The organism is Salinisphaera sp. (assembly GCF_002729955.1).
In the GTDB taxonomy this organism is placed as follows: Bacteria; Pseudomonadota; Gammaproteobacteria; order Nevskiales; family Salinisphaeraceae; genus Salinisphaera.
In genome coordinates this window covers 13,218-36,937 of sequence record NZ_PBYA01000010.1, presented here as the reverse complement: position 1 = coordinate 36,937, position 23,720 = coordinate 13,218, and the positions used below count along the sequence as shown (strand labels likewise).

General features: G+C 64.8%; 27 protein-coding genes. 14 read left to right on the top strand and 13 right to left on the bottom strand.

The window, feature by feature from the left end; all coding sequences use genetic code 11:
• Positions 1-755 precede the first annotated feature (755 nt).
• The 7 genes from gshB to CMN27_RS03210 all read left to right on the top strand — a co-directional run bounded on the left by gshB (position 756) and on the right by CMN27_RS03210 (position 5,500).
• On the top strand, positions 756-1,706 hold the full coding sequence (gene gshB, locus CMN27_RS03240; RefSeq protein WP_293623973.1) for a glutathione synthase: 951 nt from the start codon (positions 756-758) through the stop codon (positions 1,704-1,706).
• Positions 1,707-1,709: 3 nt separating this feature from the next.
• Entirely contained in the window at positions 1,710-2,462 is a 753-nt protein-coding gene (locus CMN27_RS03235; RefSeq protein WP_293623972.1) for a TonB family protein, read from the top strand.
• Between the two features lie 53 nt (positions 2,463-2,515).
• Positions 2,516-3,070 carry a YqgE/AlgH family protein gene (locus CMN27_RS03230; protein WP_293623971.1) on the top strand — a complete coding sequence of 185 codons (555 nt, stop codon included), beginning with the start codon at positions 2,516-2,518 and terminating at the stop codon, positions 3,068-3,070.
• A 17-nt stretch (positions 3,071-3,087) separates the two neighbouring features.
• Positions 3,088-3,537 carry a Holliday junction resolvase RuvX gene (gene ruvX / locus CMN27_RS03225; protein WP_293623970.1) on the top strand — a complete coding sequence of 150 codons (450 nt, stop codon included), beginning with the start codon at positions 3,088-3,090 and terminating at the stop codon, positions 3,535-3,537.
• Between the two features lie 123 nt (positions 3,538-3,660).
• Positions 3,661-4,092 (top strand): bifunctional pyr operon transcriptional regulator/uracil phosphoribosyltransferase PyrR, encoded by a 432-nt coding sequence (gene pyrR, locus CMN27_RS03220; protein ID WP_366515394.1) that lies wholly within the window; start codon positions 3,661-3,663, stop codon positions 4,090-4,092.
• Positions 4,089-4,541, top strand: coding sequence for an ACT domain-containing protein (locus CMN27_RS03215; RefSeq protein WP_293623968.1), 453 nt, complete (start codon positions 4,089-4,091; stop codon positions 4,539-4,541). The genes pyrR and CMN27_RS03215 overlap by 4 nt, the downstream gene beginning before the upstream one ends.
• A complete protein-coding gene (locus CMN27_RS03210) occupies positions 4,538-5,500 on the top strand; it encodes an aspartate carbamoyltransferase catalytic subunit (RefSeq protein ID WP_293623967.1) in 963 nt (320 codons plus the stop codon). Before CMN27_RS03215 ends, CMN27_RS03210 begins: the two co-directional genes overlap by 4 nt.
• Before the next feature lie 31 nt (positions 5,501-5,531).
• On the opposite strand, the gene CMN27_RS03205 is transcribed toward CMN27_RS03210, so the two are convergent.
• The gene (locus CMN27_RS03205; RefSeq protein WP_293623966.1) at positions 5,532-6,908 is read right to left on the bottom strand and encodes a PLP-dependent aminotransferase family protein; all 1,377 of its coding nucleotides are present in this window, start codon (positions 6,906-6,908) and stop codon (positions 5,532-5,534) included.
• 173 nt (positions 6,909-7,081) lie between these two features.
• Here CMN27_RS03205 and CMN27_RS03200 point away from each other — a divergent pair, with 173 nt between their 5' ends.
• Positions 7,082-7,687 (top strand): LysE family translocator, encoded by a 606-nt coding sequence (locus CMN27_RS03200; protein ID WP_293623965.1) that lies wholly within the window; start codon positions 7,082-7,084, stop codon positions 7,685-7,687.
• Positions 7,688-7,999: 312 nt separating this feature from the next.
• On the opposite strand, the gene CMN27_RS03195 is transcribed toward CMN27_RS03200, so the two are convergent.
• The 6 genes from CMN27_RS03195 to CMN27_RS03170 form a co-directional block, all read right to left on the bottom strand.
• On the bottom strand, positions 8,000-9,097 hold the full coding sequence (locus CMN27_RS03195; RefSeq protein WP_293623964.1) for a succinylglutamate desuccinylase/aspartoacylase family protein: 1,098 nt from the start codon (positions 9,095-9,097) through the stop codon (positions 8,000-8,002).
• Positions 9,098-9,228: 131 nt separating this feature from the next.
• Entirely contained in the window at positions 9,229-10,134 is a 906-nt protein-coding gene (gene rimK, locus CMN27_RS03190; RefSeq protein ID WP_293623963.1) for a 30S ribosomal protein S6--L-glutamate ligase, read from the bottom strand.
• A 5-nt stretch (positions 10,135-10,139) separates the two neighbouring features.
• Complete coding sequence (locus tag CMN27_RS03185; RefSeq protein WP_293623962.1) at positions 10,140-10,616, bottom strand: RimK/LysX family protein; 477 nt, start codon at positions 10,614-10,616, stop codon at positions 10,140-10,142.
• 68 nt (positions 10,617-10,684) lie between these two features.
• Entirely contained in the window at positions 10,685-11,791 is a 1,107-nt protein-coding gene (locus CMN27_RS03180) for a PilT/PilU family type 4a pilus ATPase (RefSeq protein WP_293623961.1), read from the bottom strand.
• Complete coding sequence (locus CMN27_RS03175; protein ID WP_293623960.1) at positions 11,781-12,965, bottom strand: PilT/PilU family type 4a pilus ATPase; 1,185 nt, start codon at positions 12,963-12,965, stop codon at positions 11,781-11,783. Before CMN27_RS03175 ends, CMN27_RS03180 begins: the two co-directional genes overlap by 11 nt.
• A gap of 11 nt (positions 12,966-12,976) precedes the next feature.
• Complete coding sequence (locus CMN27_RS03170) at positions 12,977-14,023, bottom strand: type IV pilus twitching motility protein PilT (RefSeq protein ID WP_293623959.1); 1,047 nt, start codon at positions 14,021-14,023, stop codon at positions 12,977-12,979.
• Between the two features lie 79 nt (positions 14,024-14,102).
• Here CMN27_RS03170 and CMN27_RS03165 point away from each other — a divergent pair, with 79 nt between their 5' ends.
• Positions 14,103-14,804 carry a YggS family pyridoxal phosphate-dependent enzyme gene (locus CMN27_RS03165; protein ID WP_293623958.1) on the top strand — a complete coding sequence of 234 codons (702 nt, stop codon included), beginning with the start codon at positions 14,103-14,105 and terminating at the stop codon, positions 14,802-14,804.
• Between the two features lie 45 nt (positions 14,805-14,849).
• Entirely contained in the window at positions 14,850-15,512 is a 663-nt protein-coding gene (gene rpiA, locus CMN27_RS03160) for a ribose-5-phosphate isomerase RpiA (RefSeq protein ID WP_293623957.1), read from the top strand.
• Here rpiA and CMN27_RS03155 read toward each other — a convergent pair.
• The 3 genes from CMN27_RS03155 to CMN27_RS03145 are packed head-to-tail and all read right to left on the bottom strand — an operon-like array spanning position 15,509 to position 17,922.
• On the bottom strand, positions 15,509-16,846 hold the full coding sequence (locus CMN27_RS03155; protein WP_293623956.1) for a sensor histidine kinase: 1,338 nt from the start codon (positions 16,844-16,846) through the stop codon (positions 15,509-15,511). The two genes, rpiA and CMN27_RS03155, sit on opposite strands and share 4 nt — an antisense overlap.
• A gap of 15 nt (positions 16,847-16,861) precedes the next feature.
• Positions 16,862-17,530 carry a response regulator transcription factor gene (locus CMN27_RS03150; RefSeq protein ID WP_293623955.1) on the bottom strand — a complete coding sequence of 223 codons (669 nt, stop codon included), beginning with the start codon at positions 17,528-17,530 and terminating at the stop codon, positions 16,862-16,864.
• A 17-nt stretch (positions 17,531-17,547) separates the two neighbouring features.
• Positions 17,548-17,922, bottom strand: coding sequence for a hypothetical protein (locus tag CMN27_RS03145; protein WP_293623954.1), 375 nt, complete (start codon positions 17,920-17,922; stop codon positions 17,548-17,550).
• 94 nt (positions 17,923-18,016) lie between these two features.
• Here CMN27_RS03145 and CMN27_RS03140 point away from each other — a divergent pair, with 94 nt between their 5' ends.
• The 4 genes from CMN27_RS03140 (at position 18,017) to moaCB (ending at position 21,512) form a co-directional block, all read left to right on the top strand.
• Entirely contained in the window at positions 18,017-18,310 is a 294-nt protein-coding gene (locus CMN27_RS03140; RefSeq protein WP_293623953.1) for a PepSY domain-containing protein, read from the top strand.
• 240 nt (positions 18,311-18,550) lie between these two features.
• Complete coding sequence (locus CMN27_RS03135) at positions 18,551-19,753, top strand: MFS transporter (RefSeq protein WP_293623952.1); 1,203 nt, start codon at positions 18,551-18,553, stop codon at positions 19,751-19,753.
• A 95-nt stretch (positions 19,754-19,848) separates the two neighbouring features.
• The gene (locus tag CMN27_RS03130; protein ID WP_293623951.1) at positions 19,849-20,595 is read left to right on the top strand and encodes a molybdenum cofactor biosynthesis protein MoaE; all 747 of its coding nucleotides are present in this window, start codon (positions 19,849-19,851) and stop codon (positions 20,593-20,595) included.
• On the top strand, positions 20,592-21,512 hold the full coding sequence (gene moaCB / locus CMN27_RS03125) for a bifunctional molybdenum cofactor biosynthesis protein MoaC/MoaB (protein WP_293623950.1): 921 nt from the start codon (positions 20,592-20,594) through the stop codon (positions 21,510-21,512). The genes CMN27_RS03130 and moaCB overlap by 4 nt, the downstream gene beginning before the upstream one ends.
• Positions 21,513-21,586: 74 nt before the next feature.
• Here moaCB and CMN27_RS03120 read toward each other — a convergent pair whose 3' ends face one another.
• The 3 genes from CMN27_RS03120 to modB all read right to left on the bottom strand — a co-directional run bounded on the left by CMN27_RS03120 (position 21,587) and on the right by modB (position 23,719).
• Entirely contained in the window at positions 21,587-21,859 is a 273-nt protein-coding gene (locus tag CMN27_RS03120; protein WP_293623949.1) for a DUF1496 domain-containing protein, read from the bottom strand.
• A gap of 70 nt (positions 21,860-21,929) precedes the next feature.
• Positions 21,930-23,030: a molybdenum ABC transporter ATP-binding protein gene (modC, locus tag CMN27_RS03115; protein WP_293623948.1), complete on the bottom strand. Its 1,101-nt coding sequence runs from the start codon at positions 23,028-23,030 to the stop codon at positions 21,930-21,932.
• Positions 23,030-23,719 carry a molybdate ABC transporter permease subunit gene (modB, locus tag CMN27_RS03110; RefSeq protein ID WP_293623947.1) on the bottom strand — a complete coding sequence of 230 codons (690 nt, stop codon included), beginning with the start codon at positions 23,717-23,719 and terminating at the stop codon, positions 23,030-23,032. Before modB ends, modC begins: the two co-directional genes overlap by 1 nt.
• Position 23,720: the final 1 nt, after the last annotated feature.

Genomic DNA, 23,720 nt, shown 5'->3' with positions numbered 1-23,720 from the left:
GCTTCGCGCTCTATCTGCACGCACGATGCTTGAGGCAAGCACGAGCGCCGAAAACGCCCCATTCTTAATCCCCAAAATCTGCGTAATCTGCGGTTGCCTTCAAGGAACGAAGCCAGTCCACTCGAAGCCCCACGTTCACAATGCATGCCTCATACGCGTTTATTCGCGTGCATTCGCGGTCCGAGTCGTCTTCCAAGACAGGACAGGAACCGCAGATTTCGCAGATCGACGCAGATTGTGTGAAAGGCCGCGTCGCACTACGTCGGCATGCACGAGGCTTGGGGCACGTGCGAGGCCGGGAAGCGCCCCATTCTTCAATCCCCTAAATCTGCGCAATCTGTGGTTGCCTTCAAGGAACGAAGCCAGCCAACGCGAAGCCCCACGTTCACACTGCATGCCCCGTTCGCGTTCATTCGCGGCCCGAGTCGTCCTCTAAGACAAGACAGGAACCGCGGATTTCGCAGATCAACGCAGATTCCATGAGAGGTCGCTTCGTACTACGTCCGCATGCACGAGGCTTGGGGCAGACGTAAGGGTAGAGAGTGCCGTTTTCTTAATCCCTTAAATCTGCGCAATCTGTGGTTGCCTTCAAGGAACGAAGCCGTCCCGCCCACCCGCGGGCATGTGTTCGCAGAAAACGCGGCGACGTCAGGTTGCGTGGACGAAAGCCAGGCATGGCATGCCTGCGCTACCATGCGCGCTTATTCGACAATCGCTGGGCGCGCTGATGCGCGTCCGGTATCAGGAGCTGCGGCATGGCCACCCGTCTCGGCGTCGTGATGGACCCCATCGCGGATATCACCCCTTACAAGGACACCACCCTGGCATTGCTGCTCGAAGCCATGCGCCGCGAGTACGAAATCATCTATTTCGAGATGTCCGATCTGTTCGTGCGCGACGGCGTGGGCTACGGCACGGGACGCCGCCTGGAAGTGTTCGACGACAACGACGACTGGTATCGCTTTACCGGCGAGTCGGAGATTCTGGCCCTGGCCGATCTCGATACCATCCTCATGCGCAAGGATCCGCCGTTCGATACCGAATACATCTATGCCACCTATATTCTCGAGCTGGCCGAAAACGAAGGCACGCTGGTGGTCAATCGCTGCGATGCGCTGCGCGACGTCAACGAGAAGATGTCGATCAACCGCTTTGCCCATCTGACCGCGCCCACGCTGGTGGCGCGCCGCAGCGCCGACTTCAAGCGCTTTATCGCCGAACACGGCGATGCCGTGATCAAACCGCTCGACGGCATGGGTGGCTCGCGGATCTTTCGGGTCAAGACCGGCGACGACAATATTTCGGTGGTGCTGGAAGTACTCACCGAACACGGCAGTCGCTATGCGATGGCCCAGGCCTACCTGCCGGCGATCAAGGAAGGCGACAAACGTATTCTGGTGGTCGACGGCGTGCCGGTGGATTACGCGCTGGCACGCGTGCCGGCCGAAGGCGAACTGCGCGGCAACCTCGCCGCCGGCGGGCGCGGCGTGGGCCGTCCGCTTACCGATGCCGACCGGGCGATCGCCGAGGAGATCGGCCCCTATGTGCGCGAAAAGGGCCTGCTGTTCGTGGGCCTGGACGTGATCGGCGACAAGCTCACCGAAATCAACGTCACCAGCCCCACCTGCGTGCGTGAGCTGGACAAGCAGTTCGGCATCAATATCGCCGCGAAGCTGTTCGACGCGATCGAGCTGCGGCTGAACTAGCCCATGTCCAGCGTTCGCGCGCGGTTCTGTTTCTGCCTGGCGATCGCGCTGATCCTGCATGCCCTGCTGCTCGGCTGGTCGAGTGGTTCGTCGCAGACCCACCCGGACGACGCCCGCCTGCTTTCGGCCACGCGCAGCGTGGGCGAGGCGGCTGTGAACGCGCCGGATACGTCGATCCGCGCGGCCCAAAACCAGCAGGGCGACGCCCGTGCTTCGCAGCGTGCACAGCTAGCCAATACGCCGTCGCAAACCCCGCCGAATACGCGTTCTCACCCCCCCGGTGAACGCACCCTCACCCGCTTCGTGGTGGTCGCCGAGCCCGAAGCACGGCCGCAAGCGCAAACGCCGGATACGCCCGCCACCCCCAACGCGGCGATCGAGATCATCCGAAAACCCCGCCCTGCGCAGATCTCGGCGGCCGCCCGGGATGCGCGGGCGGCCTATCTCGAACTCTGGCAGGAACGAATCGAAGCACGGGGCAGCCGCCGCTATCCGGCCGAACTGCTGGACGCCGCGCAGCCGCGACGGCTGACCATGGCCGTGCGCGTGCGCGCCGACGGCAGCCTGCTCGCGGTGCGCGTGCTGCGTTCCTCCGGCAACGACGCGCTCGACAACATCGCGCTTGCCATTGTGCGCGGTGCGGCGCCCTATCCGACTTTTGACGAGCCGCTCAAGGAGATCACCAGCGAACTGAGCTTTGCCTACGACTGGCTGTTCGAGGCGGGCGACTCGAACGAAATCAGTCGCAACGATTGAATGGCCCGGGCGCTCATTTGCCCGTACGCAAGCGCTCGGCGGATAATGACGCCATGACACATGGAATATTCCGCAACCAGTTCCTGCTTGCCATGCCGGGCCGTGTGGGCGGCGATTTCGCCGATAGCGTGACCTTCATCGCCGAGCACAACGACGACGGCGCCATGGGGCTGGTGATCAACAAACCCAGCGATCTGTCCGTGCACGAAATGCTCGGGCATATGGATATCGAAGCGCATGTGCCGGCCAAGCAGCCGGTCTACTGGGGCGGCCCGGTACAGACCGAGCGCGGCTTCGTATTGCATCGCGACGAGGGCCGGTGGGAGTCCACGCTCAAGGTGGGCGGCGGTCTCGCCCTGACCACCTCGCGCGACGTGCTGGAAGCGATCGGCAACGGCTTCGGCCCCAGCGAGTATCTGATCACCCTCGGCTATGCCGGCTGGGGCGAAGGCCAGCTCGAAGACGAAATGCTCGCCAACAGCTGGCTCAATACACCGGCCAGCGACCAGATCATCTTCTCCACGCCGGTGGAAGGCCGCTGGGCCGCGGCCGCGCGCCTGCTCGGCCTGGAAGCGCATCAGCTATCGGGCCTGGTCGGCCATGCCTAGCATCGTGGAGTACGCCCATGGCCGGTGATGCGAACGTATTGCTGGGCTTCGATTTCGGCACAAAACGCATCGGCGTGGCCGTAGGCAATGCGATTACCGGCAATGCCCAGGCCTTGACCACCCTGCACCACAGCAACGCCGGCGGCGGGCCGGACTGGCAGGGCCTGACCCGTATCGTGGCCGCGTGGCGCCCGGGCGCGCTGGTGGTCGGCCTGCCCCTGGCCAACGACGGCTCGAGCCAGCCGATGACCGAAAACGCCCAACAGTTCATGCGCCAGCTCGGCGAGCATTTCGATATCCCCGTGCATGCCATGGACGAGCGCTTCTCCACCATCGAGGCCATGGAACGACTGCGCACCGCACGCGCCAGCGGCAGCCGTGGCAAGCGTTTGGCCAAGGGCGATTCCGACTCCATGGCCGCCCAGGTCATCCTCGAAGGCTGGCTCGCCAACGGCAGCCCGTCGTGATGCGTTCGTCTGCCCCTGTTTTTCGCTGCAAAGAGCCACACCATGACGCCTACCGATAGCCCAACGTCCCGGACTTTCGACGTGGATGCCGCGATAGCGGCCCTGGAATCGGCCCTGGCGCCCATGATCGCGGCGGATCCGAGCGCGGTCATGGTCGGCGTGGAAACCGGCGGCGCCTGGATCGCCGAGCGCCTGCATCGGCATTTCGCCCTGGCCGCGCCGTTGGGCACGCTCAATATCAGCTTCTATCGAGACGATTTCTCCACCATCGGCCTGCACCCCAGCGTGGGGCCCTCGCGTATCGATGCCGATATCGACGGCAAGACGGTGATCCTGGTCGACGATGTGCTTTATACCGGACGGACCGTACGGGCCGCGCTCAACGAACTGTTCGACTATGGCCGCCCCGCGGCGGTGAAGCTGGCCGTGCTGGTCGATCGCGGCGCCCGCGAGCTGCCCTTCGCGCCGGACGCCGTTGGCCTGCAGCTGGATATTGCCAAGGGCGAACGCATCAAACTCACCGGCCCCGAGCCGCTGCGTCTGATCATGCAGTGAGCCCGGCGCAGCTCGGCCGCGACGAGGGCGAACGCGATCTTGCCCGGCTTTTGCGAGGACTGCGTCCCGAACGCCAGGCGGGCGTCTATCGATTCGCAAGCGTCGCCCGTATCGACGATATCGACTTGGCGCGGGTGCTGTGTTTCATGCACGAACCCGAGGGCATCTCGATCGTGGCGCGGGAATCCGACATACCGCCCACAGCCGATGCCAGCGAACTGCGCTGCTGCTGGATCACCCTCAACGTTTACTCGTCGCTGGCCGCGGTCGGCCTGACCGCTGCCGTGGCCGGCGTGCTTGCCGAGGCCGATATCGCCTGCAACGTCGTGGCCGGTACGCGCCACGATCATCTGTTCGTGCCGCTGGATCAGGCCGATCGGGCGATGGCCCTGCTTGAGGCACTGCAGCGCCGATCCGCCCCTGGTTCAAACGATGGAGCCCGTTCATGAGCCCGGATATTCAGCTCGATCCCAACGGCGGCCTGCGCCATCTGATCACCACCGAGGGCCTGCCCCGCGCCCTGGTCGAACAGATCCTGGACACCGCCGAGACGTTCGTACCGACGCCCGGCACAGCCCCGAAAAAGGTGCCGCTGCTACGCGGCAAGACGGTCTTCAACCTGTTCTTCGAAAACTCCACACGTACACGCACCACCTTCGAGCTCGCGGGCAAGCGCCTGTCGGCCGACGTGATCAACATGGACGTGGCCCATTCCTCGCGCTCCAAGGGCGAGGACGATCTCGACACGCTCTATACCCTGCAGGCCATGGGCGCCGACATCTTCGCCATCCGCCACCCGGAAAACGGCGCGGCAGCGCGGTTTGCCGCCCACGCGGCCGAGCACGTCGCAATCATCAACGCCGGCGACGGCAGTCATGCCCACCCCACCCAGGCATTGCTCGACGTATTCACCATTCGGCGCCACCGGCCCGATTTCGCCAACCTGCGCGTGGCGATCGTGGGCGACGTACGCCACTCGCGGGTGGCCCACTCCACCATTCACGCGCTGCGCACGCTCGGCACCACCGATATTCGCGTGGTCGGCCCGGAACATTTCCTGCCGGACAATGCCGATACGCTCGGCGTGACCGCCCTGGGCGATATCGTCCAGGGCCTGGCCGATGCCGATGTGGTCATGGGCCTGCGCATCCAGCGCGAGCGTATCGAGGGCGATGCCCTGGCCGGCGTTGACGACTACCACCAGCAGTTCGGCCTGACCGCGGCCAATCTCGCCCATGCGAAAAAAGATGCGCTGATCATGCACCCCGGGCCCATCAACCGCGGCGTGGAAATCAACGCCGATATCGCCTACGGCCAGCAATCGGTGATTCTGGAACAGGTGACCAACGGCATCGCGATCCGCATGGCAGTGATGGCGATCATCGCCGGCAACCGCAACGCGCGCTGATCTCCGCCCCCGCCGTTGCCGACGACACGCCCTAAAGCGTGCGCCACACGGCCGGCCCCGGCGAATCCAGCCGCTCGCGGATCGTGGCCAGGGCTCGTTGCAGTGCCTCGCGATCGGCTGCCGCGCTAATACAAATACGAACCGCCTGCGGCGCCGGCTCGCTGCCCACACAGAACGGCTCGGCCGGGGTGACGCGGATCCCGCTTTCGGCCAGCTCGTCGACAAACCCGTTCGCGCGCCGACCGGCCGGCAAGCGCAGCCAGATATAAAAGCCGTCCGTCCGGCCGCTGTAGTCATAACCTGCCAGATACGTTTCGACCAGCGCATGGCGCGCGGCCATTTCCTCGCACTGCCATGCCAATAAGCGATCGGCATCGCCGCTCTCGATCCAGCGACAGACCAGGCTGGCGATCAGCGGCGGCGGCATCCAGCTCTGGTTGCGCAGTGCTGCGGCCATGCGCGCGCTTAACGCCGCCGGTACACGAATCACGCCCGAACGCATACCGCCGCCGAACATCTTGGCCACCGAAAACAGATAGACCGTGCGCTCGGGCGCGAGCTGATAAAGCGGCGTCGCCCGCTCGCGGATGTATTGCACGCCGTCCTCGATCAACCAGAAATCGCGTTCGCGGGCGAGCGCTACAAGCGCCTGACGGCGCGACTCCGACAGGGCCGCGGTGGTCGGGTTCTGATGCTCCGGCATGACATACAACGCCGCGAAAGGCTGACGTTCGTGGCGCATGACCAGGGCATCGATATCGATGCCCTGGTCATCGTGCTCGACCGCGACCGTGCGTATACCCAGCTGCTGGGCAACGCTGATGAGGCCGGGATAGGTCAGCATCTCGGCGGCGAGGCGCTCGCCCGGCGCCAGCAGGGTCGACAGGCTCAGAAAGATCCCGTTCATGCCGCCCTGGTCGATGAGCAGCTCATCGGCGGCCATGGGCAGGCCCAGCTGCGTGAGCCACCGTGCATAGACGCGACGGTGCATAGCCAACCCGCCTTCAGGCTGGTAGTCCATGGCGTGCGTGAGCGCCGATACGTCGTTCTGCAGCGCGGCCATGGCACGTCCCAGCCCCTGCGCTCGCAAGGCACAGGGTGGCGGCAGGGACAGCGACAGATCGACCTGTCCGGCATCAGCCTGCGCTCGGACGTGCGTGAACGTATCGGCCACCGCGGCGCACACATACGTACCGCTGCCGACACGGGCCTGTACGAAGCCGCGCCGCTCCACTTCGGCGTACGCCCGCGTGATCGTGCCGGTGGTGACCCCCAGCGCATGGGCCAGCCGGCGCTGCGGCGGCAGCTTCTCGGCCTCCGCCAATTCACCGGTACCGATGGCGGCCACGATGGCATCGGCCACCTGGCGGTAGCGTGGCCCCTCGCCGGATAGAACGGGCACCCACATTGTCATGGTGACAATAAAAACATTGACGCTGCCTTCATGCGTTATAGAGTTCGAATAAGCGGTACGACTCAAAACCGAATCGCTATTTTGAACCCATACAATTAAGCAGAAATCATGTTCACGCGCAATACGTTTCGCCGGCCTGTCGCCGGGCCTCACCACCGATCCACGTCATGACAACGCTCAGCGGGCTGCTATCGATCGCCCTGTTCAGCGTGGCCATGTCCGGCACGCCGGGACCGAACAACCTGATGCTGACCGCTTCGGGCGCACGCTATGGCTATCTCCGTACGCTGCCCCATATCGCCGGTATTCTCGGCGGCTGCGTGGTGCTGTTCATGGCTATCGCGCTGGGGCTGGGCGCCGTGTTCGAACGCTATGAAAGCGTGCAATGGGTGCTGCGGCTTGCCGGCAGCGCCTATCTGCTCTATCTCGCCTGGCGTATCGCCACAGCGCCCCCGCCGAATCTGGATACGACGCAATCCGCGCGGCCGCTCAACGCCTGGGAGGCCGCCGCCTTTCAGTTCGCCAACCCCAAGGCCTGGATCATGGGGCTGACGCTGACGGCTTCATTCCTCCCCGCCGAGGGCTCGCTGATGGTCAACGCCCTGTTGCTGGCGCTGCTCATGGAAGCCGTTGCCTTTCCCTGCGTGTCCTTCTGGGCGTTGTTCGGTCGTACGCTGGGCGCGCGGCTGCGCTCGCCCAGATCGTGGCGGGTGTTCAACGCGCTCATGGGGGCGCTGACCGCGGCCTGCGTGGTGCTGATCTTCAGCGACTAGGCATGGCGTGCCGGCAGGCTGCCAGGCAAGCGCTGCACGGCCTCTCGCGGGTCGCGTTCGAGTCTTCGCAGACGGTGCGGCAAGGCGCCCCGGCGCAGCGCCTGCCTTTCTGGCAGGTCAAGCCTGGCAACGCAGCCGCGGCGTCTTTGCGGCCGAACCCCTCGCGGGGCCGGGGCTTTGCGCACGCTTGATCGGGGTCAGTGTTCGCTACCGTGCCACTTGTTGTCGGTTTGGGCACGCTACGCTTTCACTCGTCTGTCAATCACGCGCAAAGCAGGCCGGCGCGATCGCTACAGGTTGTGCAGCGCTTCCCTAGACGATCGGCGGCTCGCCCGATTCGCCGCGGTCGTCGAAGTTATCCGGTTCGTTATCGGACTGGTAGGCCTCGACCCGGCTGGCGAGCTTCTGGGCGCCCTTGACCCGGGCGACGTGGTACAGCGCGTCGCCGGCATGGGCCAGCGGCAGGTAGGAGCGTCCGATCACGATGCCCGAGTGCTCGGACGTGACCGCGACCTCGGTTTCGCCGAACGGGTCGGCGATATAGGCGAGCACCTGATCCTTGCTGACATATTCGCCCAGCTCGACCAGCGAACGCAGAATGCCGGACTCGGGGGCGCGCTCCCAGTTGGAATCGAGGGCGACCACGGACTTGTGCGGGGCGCGCTTGCCGCGCATGGGCAGCATGCCCAGTTCGCGCATGACGCCGGAAACCCCGCGTACGCCGGCCCGAATGGAAAACTCGTCAAAGCGTAGCGCCTCGCCCGCTTCGTAGAGCAGCAGCGGCACGCCTTTTTCGTTGGCGTGCTCGCGCGGCGAGCCTTCACGCAGACTGGCATCGATGAGCAGCGGGCAGCCGAAGGCCTCGGCCAGGCGCCGTGTTTCCTCGTTGGACAGATCGGCGCGAATCTGTGGCAGATTGGCGCGATGGATAGCGCCGGTATGCAGGTCGATGCCGTAGTCGGCTTTGGCCAGAATCTCGTCGACGAATACCTTGGCCAGACGCGAGGCCACCGAGCCCTTCGACGAGCCCGGAAACGAGCGGTTGAGATCGCGCCGGTCCGGCAGATATCGCGAGTGGCGCAAAAAGCCGTGCACGTTGACGATCGGCACCGCGATCAGGGTGCCGCGCATCTGTTTGAGGCCGCGCAGCTTGAGCAGCCGCCGGATGATCTCCACGCCGTTGAGTTCGTCACCGTGAACCGCGGCCGACACGAACAGCGTCGGCCCGGGGCGCCGGCCCCGAATGACGTTGACCGGCATGGTGAGTTTGGCGTGGGTGTAGAGATCGGTCACCGGCAGATCGATCGTCGTTCGGGTCCCGGCTTCGATGGTCTGGCCGCCGATCTCCAGCGCTTCGAAGGCGCGGTACTTGTCGTCGGCAGGGTTTTGCTTGTTGTTGTCGTCGCTCATACGCAGGCTCGAAATTCTATTGATCCAGCACCAGGCAGCCGGGGTGGTCGGCTGTTCTCAACGCGCATCGAAAAACGGCAGCGCCGATAACGCTGCCGTTTCCGAGAGGGTGGCTCGCGCCAGGCCGATAATCAGCCGCCGCCGCGAGTACGGGTCTTGCCGCGTTTCGAGTAGGTTTCGATGAAGCCGATGATCTGGCCGGCCACATCCTTGCCGGTGGCCGTCTCGATGCCTTCGAGCCCGGGGGAGGAATTGACTTCCATGACCACCGGGCCGTGGTTGGAGCGCAGCAGATCGACGCCGGCCACGTTCAGACCCATGATCTTGGCCGCGCGAACCGCGGTCGAGCGTTCTTCGGGCGTGATCTTGATCACGGAGGCCGAGCCGCCGCGGTGCAGGTTGGAGCGGAACTCGCCTTCCTTGCCCTGGCGTTTCATGGAGGCCACGACCTTGTCGCCGATCACGAAACAGCGAATATCCGCACCCTTGGCTTCCTTGACGAACTCCTGCACGAGAAAGTGCGCGTCCAGGCCGCGGAAGGCATCGATCACCGACTCGGCAGCGCCGCGGGTTTCGGTGAGCACCACGCCCTTGCCCTGCGTGCCTTCGGTGAGCTTGATCACGTACTGATTGCCGCCCACGAGCTCGAGCAGGTCGTCGGTATCGTCGGGCGAATGGGCAAAGCCGGTCACCGGCAGGCCGATGCCCTTGCGACACAGCAGCTGCATGGAGCGCAGCTTGTCGCGCGAGCGCGAAATCGCCACCGACTCGTTGAGCGGATAAACGCCGATCATCTCGAACTGGCGCAGTACCGCCGTCGCATAGAAGGTGATGGAGGCGCCGATACGCGGGATGACCGCATCGAAGCCTTCCAGGCGCTTGCCCTTGTAGTGGATTTCGGGCGCATGCGGAACGATGTTCATGTAGCAGCGCAGCGGGTCGATTACCGTGACCTCGTGACCGCGCGATTTGCCGGCCTCGACCAGCCGACGCGTGGAATACAGGTTGCGGTTACGCGACATAATGGCAATTTGCATAGCGATCAGCCTTCCGGCGGCCGGCCGGTAATAAAGGAAGCAAGCGGGTCGACCCGAAGATAACGCATGGCCGTTCGACCGAGGAGCATGCGAAACAACATTGTATCGCGCGCGGTCAAAGTAATCTCGATTGGCCACTCGCGCTGTGCCATGCGCACCGGCGTTTCGATCACGAACCGCCATTCCTGGTGGCCGCCGGAATCGCGCACGCTGCGTTCGTCCACCACCGGCGCGCTGCACCAGGTGATCGTATCGTTATCGCGCTGAAACGGATGCACGCCAAAACGCGCGACCTTGGCGCCGTGTTCCTGGCCCACATCGAGCTGGAAGGTATGCAGCGCCGAGGTGCGCGCGCCGGTGTCGATCTTGGCCTTGATCCAGTCGATGCCCAGTTCCGGCAGGCTGACCCATTCACGCCAGCCGATCACGGCCTTGTCCACGCTATCGGACTCGGCGCCCGTGTTGGGCGATTGCGAACTCATCCACCATCCCGGTTAATAAGGAGCGCCAATCCTCGCCGCAATAGGCCCGCCCTGGCAAGGCGGCAACGCTAGAGATGCTCGAAGGCCATGCGGCTTTGCAGATTCTCGCGCGAATCCGCGTAGGCCAGCGCCTGTTCCTGGCTGATCTGGCCCTCGCGCACGAGATTCAACAGGGAATCGTCGAAGGTCGCCATGCCTTCGCCACCGTCGCCTTCCGACATGGCCTCGCGCACGGAGTCGATACGTCCCTGACGGATGAGATCGGCGATATAGGGCGTATTGAGCAGAATCTCGAAGGCGGCCACGCGTTTGCCCCCCACGCCGCGCACCAGACGCTGGGAGATGATTGCACGCAGGTTGAGCGACAGGTCCATGAACAACGCCTCGCGCGCGAACTCCGGAAACAGCGCGATCAGACGTTGCAGCGCCTGGTAGGCGTTGTTGCCGTGCAGGGTGGTGAGCGCCAGATGGCCGGTGCCGGCCAGCTGAATCGCCGCCTCGGCGGTGGCCAGATCGCGGGTTTCACCAATCTGGACGACGTCGGGGGCTTCGCGCATCGCGCTGCGCACGGCGCGCGCGAAATCCAGCGTATCGGTGCCCAGCTCGCGCTGGTTGACGATTGAGCGCTTGTGGCGATACATGAATTCGATCGGGTCCTCGATGGTGAGGATATGCCCGTTCGCGTTCTCGCTGCGATGGTTGATCATCGCGGCCAGCGTGGTCGACTTACCCGAGCCGGTCGCGCCTACCACCATGATCAGACCGCGCTTTTGCATGGACAGGCGCTTCAGCACCGGCGGCAGGTCGAAGGTATCGAAATCCGGCACGTTGCCGATGTTGCGCAACACCATCGCCGCCGAGCCGCGCTGGCGGAACACGTTCACGCGAAAGCGCCCCTGCAGCCCGAAGCGATAGGCAAAGTCCACTTCGTGATGCTGTTCGTAGTGGGCCTTCTGATCGTCGGTCATGATGCTGAGCACCAGCGCTTCCACACGGTCCGGCGTCAACGGCTCGCGGGTCTTGCTCTTGACCGGATAGATCTCGCCTTCCACGCGCAGCATGACCGGCGCATGGGTGGTGAAATACAGATCCGAGGCGTTCTTGTCGATCGCCAGCTGCAGATACGGCTCTACCGCCTCGAGGGCGTTATCGGTGTCGTGCGCGCTATCGCTCATCGCGGTACATCCCCTCGTCGGCGGCTTCGTCTTCTTCATCGTCGTGGACGGACAGCGCGTTCACGTCGGCGTCGTCGCGCAGATCCTTGCGTACACGTTTGCTGTTGAGCTTGATGTTCAGACGCAGCTCGTTCTGCGAATCGGCATGTCGAAGCGCTTCGCCGTAGTCGATTTCGCCGGATTCGAACAGCTTGAACAGGCTCTGATCGAAGGTGATCATGCCCTGCTCGTTGCCGCGGCCCATGACTTCCTTGAGCTCACCGACCTTGCCCTTGAAGATCATGTCCGCCACATGCGGCGTATTCAGCAGGATTTCCATCGCCGCGCAGCGCCCGCCGCCTTCCTTGCGCACCAGTCGCTGCGACAGCAGCGCGCGCAGGTTCAGCGACAGGTCCATGAGCAGCTGTTCGCGCCGGGCTTCGTCGAAGAAGTTGATGATGCGATCAAGCGCCTGGTTCGCCGAGTTGGCGTGCAGCGTGCACAGCACCAGATGACCGGTCTCGGCGAAGTTGATCGCGTATTCCATGGTTTCGCGGGTACGCACTTCGCCCACGAGAATGACGTTAGGCGCCTGGCGCAGCGTATTCTTGAGGGCGTTGTCCCAGGACTGGGTATCCACACCCACTTCACGCTGGGTGACGATCGATTTCTTGTGCGGATGCACGAACTCGATCGGATCCTCGATGGTGATGATATGCCCGGCCGCGTTGTTGTTGCGATGGCCGAGCATCGCCGCCAGCGAGGTCGATTTACCCGAGCCGGTCGCGCCCGCCATGATCACCAGGCCACGCTCGCCCATGACTACATCCTTGAGCACGGGCGGCAGGCCGAGGTCGTCGAAGTCCGGAATTTCGGTGTTGATCACGCGGATGACCGCGCCGACCCGGCCCTGCTGCACGAACGCCGAGATACGAAAACGCCCGGACGGCGGCGAAATGGCGAACTGGCATTCCTTGTATTCGTCGAACTCGCGAGCCTGACGGTCGTTCATGATCGAGCGCACGATCAGCGACGACTGCTCGTGGGTGAGTGGGCGCTCCATCAGCGGCGAAATCTGGCCGTCGTGCTTGATCGCCGGCGGAAAACCGGCGGTGATGAACAGATCCGATCCGCCTTCGGCCACCAGCCGCTCGAGCAGGACGGTGAGAAGTTTTGTTGCCTGTGCACGATCCATGACGAACGTCCCTAGCTGTTGCTACCCAGCGACTCGCGGTTGACCGCCTTGCGGCCCGCCTCGTCGCGGGTGACCACGCCCCGGCGCACCAGATCCTGCAGGCACTGATCGAGCGTCTGCATGCCGGCCGACTGGCCGGTCTGGATCGACGAGTACATCTGCGCGATCTTGCCTTCGCGGATCAGGTTACGAATCGCCGGCGTGCCCATCATGATTTCGTGGGCCGCGACACGGCCGCCGGCCTTCTTCTTGAGCAGCGTCTGGGAAATCACCGCGCGCAGCGATTCCGACAGCATCGCCCGCACCATGTCCTTTTCCGCGCCGGGGAAGACGTCGATGATACGGTCGATGGTCTTAGCCGCCGACGAGGTATGCAGGGTGCCGAACACGAGATGGCCGGTTTCGGCCGCGGTCAGCGCCAGGCGGATGGTTTCCAGATCGCGCAGCTCGCCCACCAGAATGGTGTCCGGATCCTCGCGCAGGGCGCTGCGCAGCGCCGCCGCGAAGGAATGGGTGTCGCGCTCGACTTCACGCTGGTTGACCAGGCATTTCTGCGAGCTGTGCACGAACTCGATCGGATCCTCGATGGTGAGGATATGTCCGAGTTCGGTTTCGTTCTTGTGGTTGACCATCGCCGCCAGCGTGGTCGACTTACCGGAACCGGTCGGCCCGGTCACCAGCACCAGCCCGCGCGGCAGTGCCGCGATGTCGCGAAAGACCTTGGGCGCGTCCAGCTCTTCGAGCGTGAGCACCTGCGAAGGAATGGTACGAAACACCGCCGCCGCGCCGCGGTTCTGGTTGAACACGTTGACACGAAAACGCGCGAGATTCGGGATCTCGAACGAAAAGTCGGTCTCAAGGTGCTCGTCGTAGGCCTTGCGCTGACGGTCGTTCATGATGTCGTAGACGAGATCGAACACTTCCTTGTGTTCCAGCGGCGGCAGATTGATGCGCCGCATGTCGCCGTCTACGCGGATCATCGGCGGCAGGCCGCCCGACAAATGCAGATCCGAGGCATTCTGTTTGACCGAAAAGGCCAGTAACTGGGAAATATCCATAGGTTCCCGACGTGCTCCCTGCTAGGCCGGCCGCGTTATCCTAATCCTAACCCAACGCAGCCGAACGAAAACTGTTTCCATGCCGACCGATTCAACCCCATCCATCGCCGACGCCCTCGATCGTGTGCGCGATCGCATTGCCCGTGCGGCGGCAGCCGCGCACCGCGATTCGGGCGAAGTCACCCTGGTGGCGGTCTCCAAGACCAAACCGGTCGAACGCGTACGCGAAGCGCTCGATCACGGGCAGCGCGATTTTGGCGAAAACTACCTCCAGGACGCGCTCGCCAAGATCGGCGTACTGACCGAACGCACACCTCTCTGGCACTTTATCGGCGACATTCAGTCGAACAAGACCCGTGATATCGCATCAAATTTCGACTGGGCCCATGCCATCGACCGTTTCAAGATCGCGCGCCGGCTCGCCGATCAGCGTCCGGCGGGCCTGGCGCCGCTGAATCTATGCATCCAGGTCAACATCGATGGCGAAGCCAGCAAGTCCGGCCTGGCGCCCGACGCCGTGGCCGAACTCGCCGACCAGATCGTCGAGCTCGATGGCGTGCGGCTACGCGGGCTGATGACCATTCCCGCACCCCGCGACGACGAAGCCAGCCAGCGCAAACCCTTTGCCGCGCTGCGCGAACTCATGCAGCACCTCAATGCGAGCGGCCACCGACTCGATACCCTGTCGATGGGCATGAGCAGCGACCTGGAAGCCGCGATCGCCGAGGGCGCGACGCATGTACGTGTCGGCACCGACATATTCGGCGCGCGCGACCACTGATTCTCACAACCTATCTTTTTTCGACATCGCAGCAGGAAAGCTTTAATGGGCAAACAGGACGATCTCAAGCGCGCCGCGGCCGAAGCCGCCTACGAATACGTCAACGACGGCGAATACCTGGGCGTGGGCACGGGTTCGACGGTCAATCACTTCATTGACGTGCTCGCCGAGCGCGAGCCGGATATCCCCGGCTGCGTATCCAGCTCGAAAGCCACCACCGAACGCCTGCGCGCGGCCGGCTTCGACGTGGTGGACCTGAACACCGCCGGCGCGCTGGGCGTGTATATCGACGGCGCGGACGAAGCCAACGAGCACCTGGAGCTGATCAAGGGCGGCGGCGGCGCGCTGACCCGGGAAAAGATCATCGCCGGGGCCTCGCGTACCTTCATCTGCATGGTCGACGCCTCCAAGCAGGTCGATCTGCTGGGGCGCTTCCCGCTACCGGTGGAAGTCATCGAAATGGGCCGCTCGAGCGTGGCGCGGGCGCTGGTCAAACTCGGCGGCGAGCCGGAACTGCGCACAGGCTTCGTCTCCGACAACGGCCACCCGATTCTCGACGTGCATAACCTCGAAATCATGAACCCGATCGAACTCGAGGACGCCATCAACGCCATTCCGGGCGTGGTCACGGTCGGCCTGTTCGCACGCCGCCCGGCCGACGTTCTTATCGTGGCCGCAGACGGCGGCGTACAGACGCACAAGCGCTAGAACGCGTCCGGCGAGCGTGGCAACGTCAGCCGCGCCGAGAGCCCACCCAGCTCGGCGTCTTCGAGGCGCAGGGCGCCGGCATAGGCTTCGGCCAGATCGCTGACGATGGCCAGACCAAGCCCCGAGCCGGGCACGGCCTCATCGAAACGCTGGCCGGGCCGGATGGCCTGGCTGCGTTGTTCGGCGCTCAGGCCCGGCCCGTCGTCGTCGACCTGTACGAGCAGCGACGCGCCCGTGGCCGCGACGTGGACCTCGACCACGCCGCGGGCCCATTTGCAGGCGTTTTCCATGAGGTTGCCGAGCATCTGCTCCAGATCCCGCTGCTCGCCGGCAAAACGCAGCGCCTGCGACGAATCGATATCGATCACCAGCCCGTCGGCGCCGTAGAGGCGTTGCAGGGTACGCTGCAGCCGGGCCAGCACCTCGGCCACCGGCGTGGACTTGTGACTGCCCGCCTGCCCGGCGATACGCGTGCGCGCCAGATGCCAGTCGATATGGCGCTGCATCGCCGCCACTTCATGCTGCAAACGCTCGGCGCGCCGGCCCTGACCGTCGGCACCCAGGCGGGCGGCCTCATTGCCGATGACCGACAGCGGCGTCTTCAATGCATGGGCCAGATTGCCGGCCTGGCGACGCGCGCGCTCGATGAGTGTTTCGTTATGGGCGAGCACGCTGTTGAGATCGGCCACCAGCGGCTCGACCTCGGCCGGGTAATCGCCGGATAGCCGGGTGGCCCGCGCATCGCGGATCGTCGCCAGCTCGCCGCGCAGCTTGCCGAGCGGGCGCAGACCCAGGCGCACCTGCAATGCCGCGGCCAGAATCAGGCCGGCCGCCAGCACGCCGAGTGCGATAAGCGTGGTACGCCGAAACTCGGCCACCGCCGTGTCGACCGGCGCCAGGCTTGCGGCCACGGTCAGGCGCAGCGGCTCGGCCACGTTGGGCACGGTGATATTGCGCACCACCGCCAGCAGCGGCGCGCCGCGCGGGCCGGCCAGGCGCACCCGCGCGCCGGTCTGATGTTCTTCGACAGCCAGGGTGGCGTCCCAGAGCGAGCGCGAATGCAGGCTCACCACGCCCCCACGCTCGACCTGCCAGTAGCGCCCGGAGAGTACGCGCTGATAGAGCGGATCGCTCATGGCCACCGAATGCAGCAGCCGGCCCTGTTCGTTGACATCGAACTGGGAGACGAGCTGGAGGAAATCGGCGTCCAGCCGCCGGGCGAGATCGTTTTCCAGATGGTCACGAAACAGCACCGACAGCAGCAGCGCGGTGGTCGCAAGCGCGAGTACGATCCAGATCGCCGCGCCCAGAAACAGGCGCCGCTGTAGAGACATGCGGGCCATGCCCGTTCAGCCGCTCGCGTTCGCGTCGAAGCGATAGCCGAAGCCGCGTACGGTCACGATGGCGTCGTTGTCGAGTTTCTGGCGCAGGCGCCGGATGAAGACCTCGATCGTATTCGAGTCACGATCGAAATCCTGTGCATAGATATGCTCGATGAGCTCGCTGCGCGATACCACCTCGTCGGGGTGGTGCATCAGATAAGACAGCACGCGGTATTCGTGGCCGGTGAGCTTGACCGGCCGGCCCGCGACCGCGACCCGTGCGCTGCGTGTATCCAGACTGACGTCGCCCACCTCGAGCACCGGCGTGGCCATGCCGCTGGCGCGACGAATCAGCGCCCGCAATCGGGCCAGCAGCTCTTCCATGCGAAACGGCTTGGCCAGATAGTCGTCGGCGCCGGCATCCATGCCATCGACCTTTTCATGCCATTCGCCGCGGGCGGTGAGAATGCATACCGGCACATTCACGCCCTCGGCGCGCCAGCCGCGCAGTACGCTCAAACCGTCCAGTCGCGGCAGACCCAGATCGAGCACGATCGCGTCATAGGGTTCGGTGGCGCCGCGATAGGCCCCGTCCTCGCCATCGACGGCGATATCCACGGCATAGCCCGCCTCGCCCAGTGCTTCTTCGAGCTGTTCGCAGAGCGTGGGCTCGTCTTCGACAATCAGCAGTCTCATAGGCGCAATACTTCGAATCAGTCCGGGGTGCCGGGCGGTACGCATTCAAGCGCGTCAAGGCGCTTGCCTTCGGCTTCGAGCAGGCGCAAATCCGTCGCATCGTATTCGAGTTCCGCGACATCTCCACCCGGGCCGATGAGCTTGATCTCGTAGGTCCAGCGGCCGTCGTCTTCTTCCAGCTCCATTTCGACAAAACGGCCGCGACATTCGCGCTCGACCTTGTCGAAGAGGTGGCGCAGCGGCGCGATCTTGCCGGCATCGCTCGCCTGCCGGGCATCTTCGGCGTCGACGTCACCGGCACGCAAGGCCGCGCTGGCGCCGATGAGCAGGCCGCCCACGCATAACCACGGCAAGAATGAGCTGAAGGCACGAGACATACGACTATTGTCCATGCTGCAGCGATGAATTGACGATGAATGCCCTATTCACAACGTATTCGACGGTCGACGCCCACACTCGGCGCCGAACTCAACCCAAGGAGGACGCATGTCCCACTTCAACAGCCGTATCGCCACCCTCGCCCTGGCCGCCGCACTGACCGCGGGTCCGGCCGTCGCCCTCGCCCAGAACGAGGCCGGCGCGAACGCCAACGCGAACACGAAATCGCTGGTGGACGTCGTACAGATGCTGGAGAGCCAGGACTATACCCAGATCGATGAAGTCGATCGCGATATGGATCGCTACGACGTCGAGGCCACCGACCCGGCCGGCCAGCGCGTCGAACTCACGATCGATGCCCGTACCGGCGAGATCCTGCGCAGCGAACGCGACGACGACTGATCGATCGCCCCGTCGGCGTTCGAGCCGATCTGTCGCACGCCGACGCCCCGGCCCGCCTGTTTTCAGGCGGGCTTTTTTTGTTTGCCCGCCGGACATAGGCGATGGCTACGGCCCGCGGCCGCGCGGCCGGCAAAAACACGCGTCACCGAAGCAGCGAGTACGGGTCCGCGCCGCCGCAAAACACACCACTGCACGATACAACGTTAGAATCCGCTGCCTTTTCCCGAACCCTTCGCCGCTGTGACGAACGAACATACCGAACTCACCCCGTCGGCCCCGCTGGCCTGGCTGATGGCCGTCGCCTGCGGCCTGTCGGTCGCCAATATCTACTACGCCCAGCCGCTGCTCGATCTGCTCACCCGCAGCTTCGATATCTCTTCGGCGGGCGCGACCACGATCATTACCGTCACCCAGCTGGGCTATGCCGCCGGCCTGGTGTTCATCGTACCCGTCGGCGATTTCTTCAATCGTCGTCGGCTGATCGGCGCGGTATGCCTGATCACCGCCCTGGCCCTCGCGGCGGCCGCGCTGGCACCGGCCTTCGGCTATTTCGTGCTCGCCAGCTTCGTGATCGGCCTGTCGGCGACCTCGGCCCAGATCATGGTGCCCATGGCGGCCACCCTGGCCGCCCCCGCCCAGCGCGGCGCGGTGGTCGGCCGCGTGATGAGCGGGCTGTTGATCGGCATCCTGCTGGCCCGGGCGTTTTCCGGCATCGTCGCCGATATGGCCGGTTGGCGGGCTGTATTCGGCTGCGCTGCGCTCGCCATGCTGGCCCAGACGATCCTGCTCTGGCGGGTTCTGCCGAACAACGCCCCCCCGGCCAATACGCTGCGCTACGGCCAGGTATTGCGGTCGGTCGGCGCGTTGCTGGTGGAAGAACCGGTGCTACGGCGGCGTATCGTCTATGGCGCTTTTGGCTTTGCTGGCTTCACCATCACCTGGACGGTGCTGCCCTTCCTGCTTGCCGGCGAACCCTACAACTACAGTGAAACCACCATTGGCCTGTTCAGCCTGTTCGGCGCCGCGGGCGCCCTCGGTGCGTCGCTGGCCGGGCGTTTTCACGACAGCGGCTACGAACGCTGGGCGACCGGCGGTTTTCTGTTGCTTGCCTGTGCTTCCTTCGTGTTCATGGGCTTGAACCCGCACAGCCTGACCGCGATCATCATCGGCCTGCTGCTGATGGATCTGGGCGTACAGGGCGTGCAGATTCTCAACCAGAGCACCATCTATACCCTGCGCCCGGATGCACGCAGCCGGATCACGACCGCCTATATGGGCTGTTTCTTTCTGTTCGGCGCGCTCGGATCGCTCGTCTCCGGTATTGCCTATGAACTCGGTGGCTGGGCGGGCGCGCTCGCCGTGGCCGCGGTACTCGAGGCCAGCGCGCTGGCGTTCTGGTGCACCGGCGCAGCTCGTGGAACGGCCCGTGCGAACGACCACTGACCGGGCGCTGCGCCCGCGACGCTGAGCCGTCGGCGATTGCCCCGTCTGCCGCCACACTCTAGCCTTGCGTATTGCATACCTGCCTTGACCCGATCATGAGCGATTCGATTACCGTCCATGCCGAATGCTTCGGCGAGCTTGCCGCGCTGATGGGCGCCGATACGGCGGCCCTTCGGCTCGCCGCCCCCTGCACGCCCGCGCAGCTTATCGAGACCGCCCAGCAGCAGTATCCGCGCGCGCACGACCTGCTTTCGCGCACCGCCTGTGCACGCGGGGATACGCTGCTCGCCGCGGATACGCCACTGGCCGACGGCGATCGCGTCGCCCTGATCCCGCCGGTTTCAGGCGGCCAGCCGGATTCAGACCGCCATCTGAGCGATGCGCCGCTGGATCTCGACGCGCTGATGGCCGAAACCGAAGACGATCGCTGCGGCGCGCTGGTGGTGTTCGGTGGCACCGTGCGCCTGAACAACGCCGGCCGCGAGGTCGAGTCGATGGACTATTCCGCCTACGGCCCGCTTGCGGCGCGCACGCTGGCCGATATCGAGGCCGAAACCACCGACCGATTCGATGCCCATGCCTGCCGCATTCAGCATCGTACCGGCCGTCTGGGTCTGGGCGAGGTGAGCGTCTATGTGGTGGTGCGTGCCGTGCACCGCGACGCCGCCTTTGCCGCCGCCCGCCATGCGCTGGAAGAACTCAAGGCACGCGTGGCGGTGTGGAAGAACGAATTCTATGCCGACGGCAGCAGCGCCTATCTCGAAGGCACGGAAGTGCCCCGCCCGGAACGCCCGCGCGACGCAGACGCAGACACTGGCCGCGACACAGGACCACAGTCATGAAAGATGTCGGCATGAAGCCCGAGACCCTGCGCTCGGCCACCGCCACCACGAGCTTCCATGCGCCGGCGCATTGCCTGCAGCGTATTGCCGATCGCGATACCGAAAAAGGCGATCCCCAGGCCAGCGCCCGTATTGCCGGCATTCTGGCCGCCAAGCGCACGGATGAACTGCTGCCGTTGTGTCACCCGCTGCCCATTCATGCGGCCGAGGTGCATTTCCATATCGAGTCCGAGCGCGTGGTCATCGAGGCCGAGGTGCATACGATCGGCCCCACCGGCGTGGAAATGGAAGCGCTCACCGCCGCCAGCATGGCCGCCCTCACGCTCTACGACATGCTCAAGCCCTATGCCGAGGCCGAAGAGCTGGCCGTCGGCGAAACGCGGCTGCTCGACAAGACCGGCGGCAAGAGTCATTTCAAGCGAACCCTCAAAAAACCGTTGTCGGCGACCGTGCTGATGGTCTCGGACCCGGTGGCCGATGGCCACAAGCCGGATACCGCCGGCCGCCATGTCCTCGAAGGCCTGGAAAAAGCCGGTTTCGCGCCGGTCGACTACCGGCTGCTGCACGACGATGAAACACAGGTTCGCGAAGCACTCGATACCGCGATCGCAGCCGACACCCAGCTGATCGTCACCGTCGGTGGCACCGGCATCGGCCCGAAGGATCGGGTGGTGGAGACCGTCGAACCGTTGTTGACCACGCCCATGCCGGGTCTGATGGAAGCCGCCCGCGCCTTCGGCCAGCGGCGCACGCCCTATGCCGTGCTATCGCGGGGCGTATCGGGCTTTGCCGGCAATTCGCTCGTGCTGACCTTCCCTGGCAGTCGCTCGGGCGCACAGGAAACGCTGGCCGCCCTGCTGCCCAGCATCGTGCACGTACTCGAAATCCATCAGCGCTTCGCCGGCCATACCGGCTGAATCGGGTATACGTCGGGCGCCGGTAACGGCGCCCGACGACAAAAGCCAGCCACGCTGGCGAACCGATGCCTCGGTCAGGCCCCGGATTCCATGGGCACCCAACTCAGCGCATTGGTACCGGCGTTCTTGTCCATTTTGCAGACGTAGGGCTTTTCATTCATCGTGACCACCGCGCCCGCGCTGTAGATATTGCTTCGCTGTATACAGACCTTGTCGAGCGGCATCTCCGAGGCCTTGGCCGCATCCGCCGATTTCGAACTCAAGGTTTCCGATTGCTGGCCAAACGCCGGCGCGAACACCGAGGCCGACAGCAACAACGCACCCGCCAGAACGAACCCTTTCTTCATGATTATCTCCGTGGGAACAGGCGTGTTGAATCTAGCAGAAAGTTCGCCCGCAAAGCAGCGCCTGCAGACGCTATAGCCCGCCCAGCCGTTCCCATGCCTGCTCGGCCAGCGCGAGGCTCTTGATGACGGCATGAACAGTCTGGCCCGGTGCAAGCGCCAGGGCCTGGGCCGAACGCCGGGTAATACGCGCCTCGAGGGGCTGCTCGCCGACCCGCATTTGCACATTCACGGCATAGTCGCCGTCGTTGGCGAGGCGTTCAATACGCGCCTCGAGCACGTTCAAGGCGCTGATGTCCTGCGGGCGCTCACGCGCGAGCATGACGTCGCGTGCCCGTACATGCAGGGTGATCTCGGCACCGGCTGCGTGCTCCACCTGCGGCACGTACAACAACTGCCCGCCACAGGCAAGCTCGGTCAGCCCGTCGGCCAGCACATGCGCGACGATTTCGCCGCGCAACAGCACGCCGGCATCCCGGGCCTGCTCGGCGCCCAGCAGGGCGGGCTGCGCCAGAAACTCGGCGGTGGGACCGCTGAAGGTCACTCGGCCGTCGCGAATAGCCACGACCCGACGATTGGCCAGCCGCAGCAGTTCGTCCAGCTGATGACTCACGAACAGGATCGGCAGCTCGGACTCTGCGCTCAGGCGTTCGATATAGGGCAGCACTTCCTGACGCCGTGCAACGTCCAAAGACGCCAGAGGTTCGTCGAGCAGCAGCATGGCCGGGTTCGACAACAGCGCCCGGCCGATGGCCACACGCTGTTGTTCACCGCCGGACAGCCCGTGGATACGACGCCCGAGCAGCGGGCCGATATCGAGCATATCGACCACCTGCTCGAAGCGCGCACGAACGGGCTTCTCACGGGCGAACCAGGCGCCATAGCCGAGGTTGTGGCGAACGTTCAGGTGCGCGAACAGGCGCGCGCGCTGGAACACATAGCCGATACGACGCCTGTGCGCCGGCACATGCACACCCGCCTGGCTATCGAATACGCAGCGCCCGGCCAGCTCCACCCGGCCCCGATCGGGCCGCACCAGCCCGGCGATGATCCGCAGCAGGCTGCTCTTGCCCGCGCCCGAGGGGCCGAACAGCCCGGTCACGCGGGCATCGCTGTCGAAGGCGCATTCGAGCGTGAAATCGCCCTGCCGGTGTGCGATATCGATCGACAGCATCAGGCAAGCGCCTGGAGTCGTTTCACGCGGCGGGCGATCAGTTCGGAGGCCACCAGCGCCGCCAGCGATACCGCAACCGATATGAGAATGAGCTGTGCGGCCCGGCCTTCACCGCCCGGCACCTGGATGAAGGTATAGATGGCGATCGGCAGGGTACGGGTCTCGCCGGGAATATTCGAGGCAAAGGTGATGGTGGCGCCGAATTCACCCAGCGCGCGCGCAAAGGCCAGTACCAGCCCGGCGATGACCCCCGGCAGGGCGAGCGGCAGGGTCACGGTGAGCGCTACCCACAGCGGCGACGCCCCGAGGGTGGCCGCGGCCGACTCCACGCGCGTATCGATGGCTTCCAGCGATAACCGAATCGGGCGGACCAGCAACGGAAAACCCATGATTGCCCCGGCAAGCGCCGCGCCGGTCCAGCGAAAGGCGAATACCAGCCCGAAGGTATCCGCCAGCCAGCCACCCACCAAACTGTTGCGGCCCAGGCCGACCAGCAGCAGATAGCCGGTCACCACCGGCGGTAGGACCAGCGGTAGATGCACCAGCGCATCGACCAGCATCTTGCCGCGCCAGCGCGAACGGGCCAGAAACCAGGCCACCACCAACGCCAGCGGCAGGCTGAGCAGTACGGCCGTCGTGGCGACCCATAGACTCAGCGACAGAACCTCGAGCGTGGCGGGATCGAACATG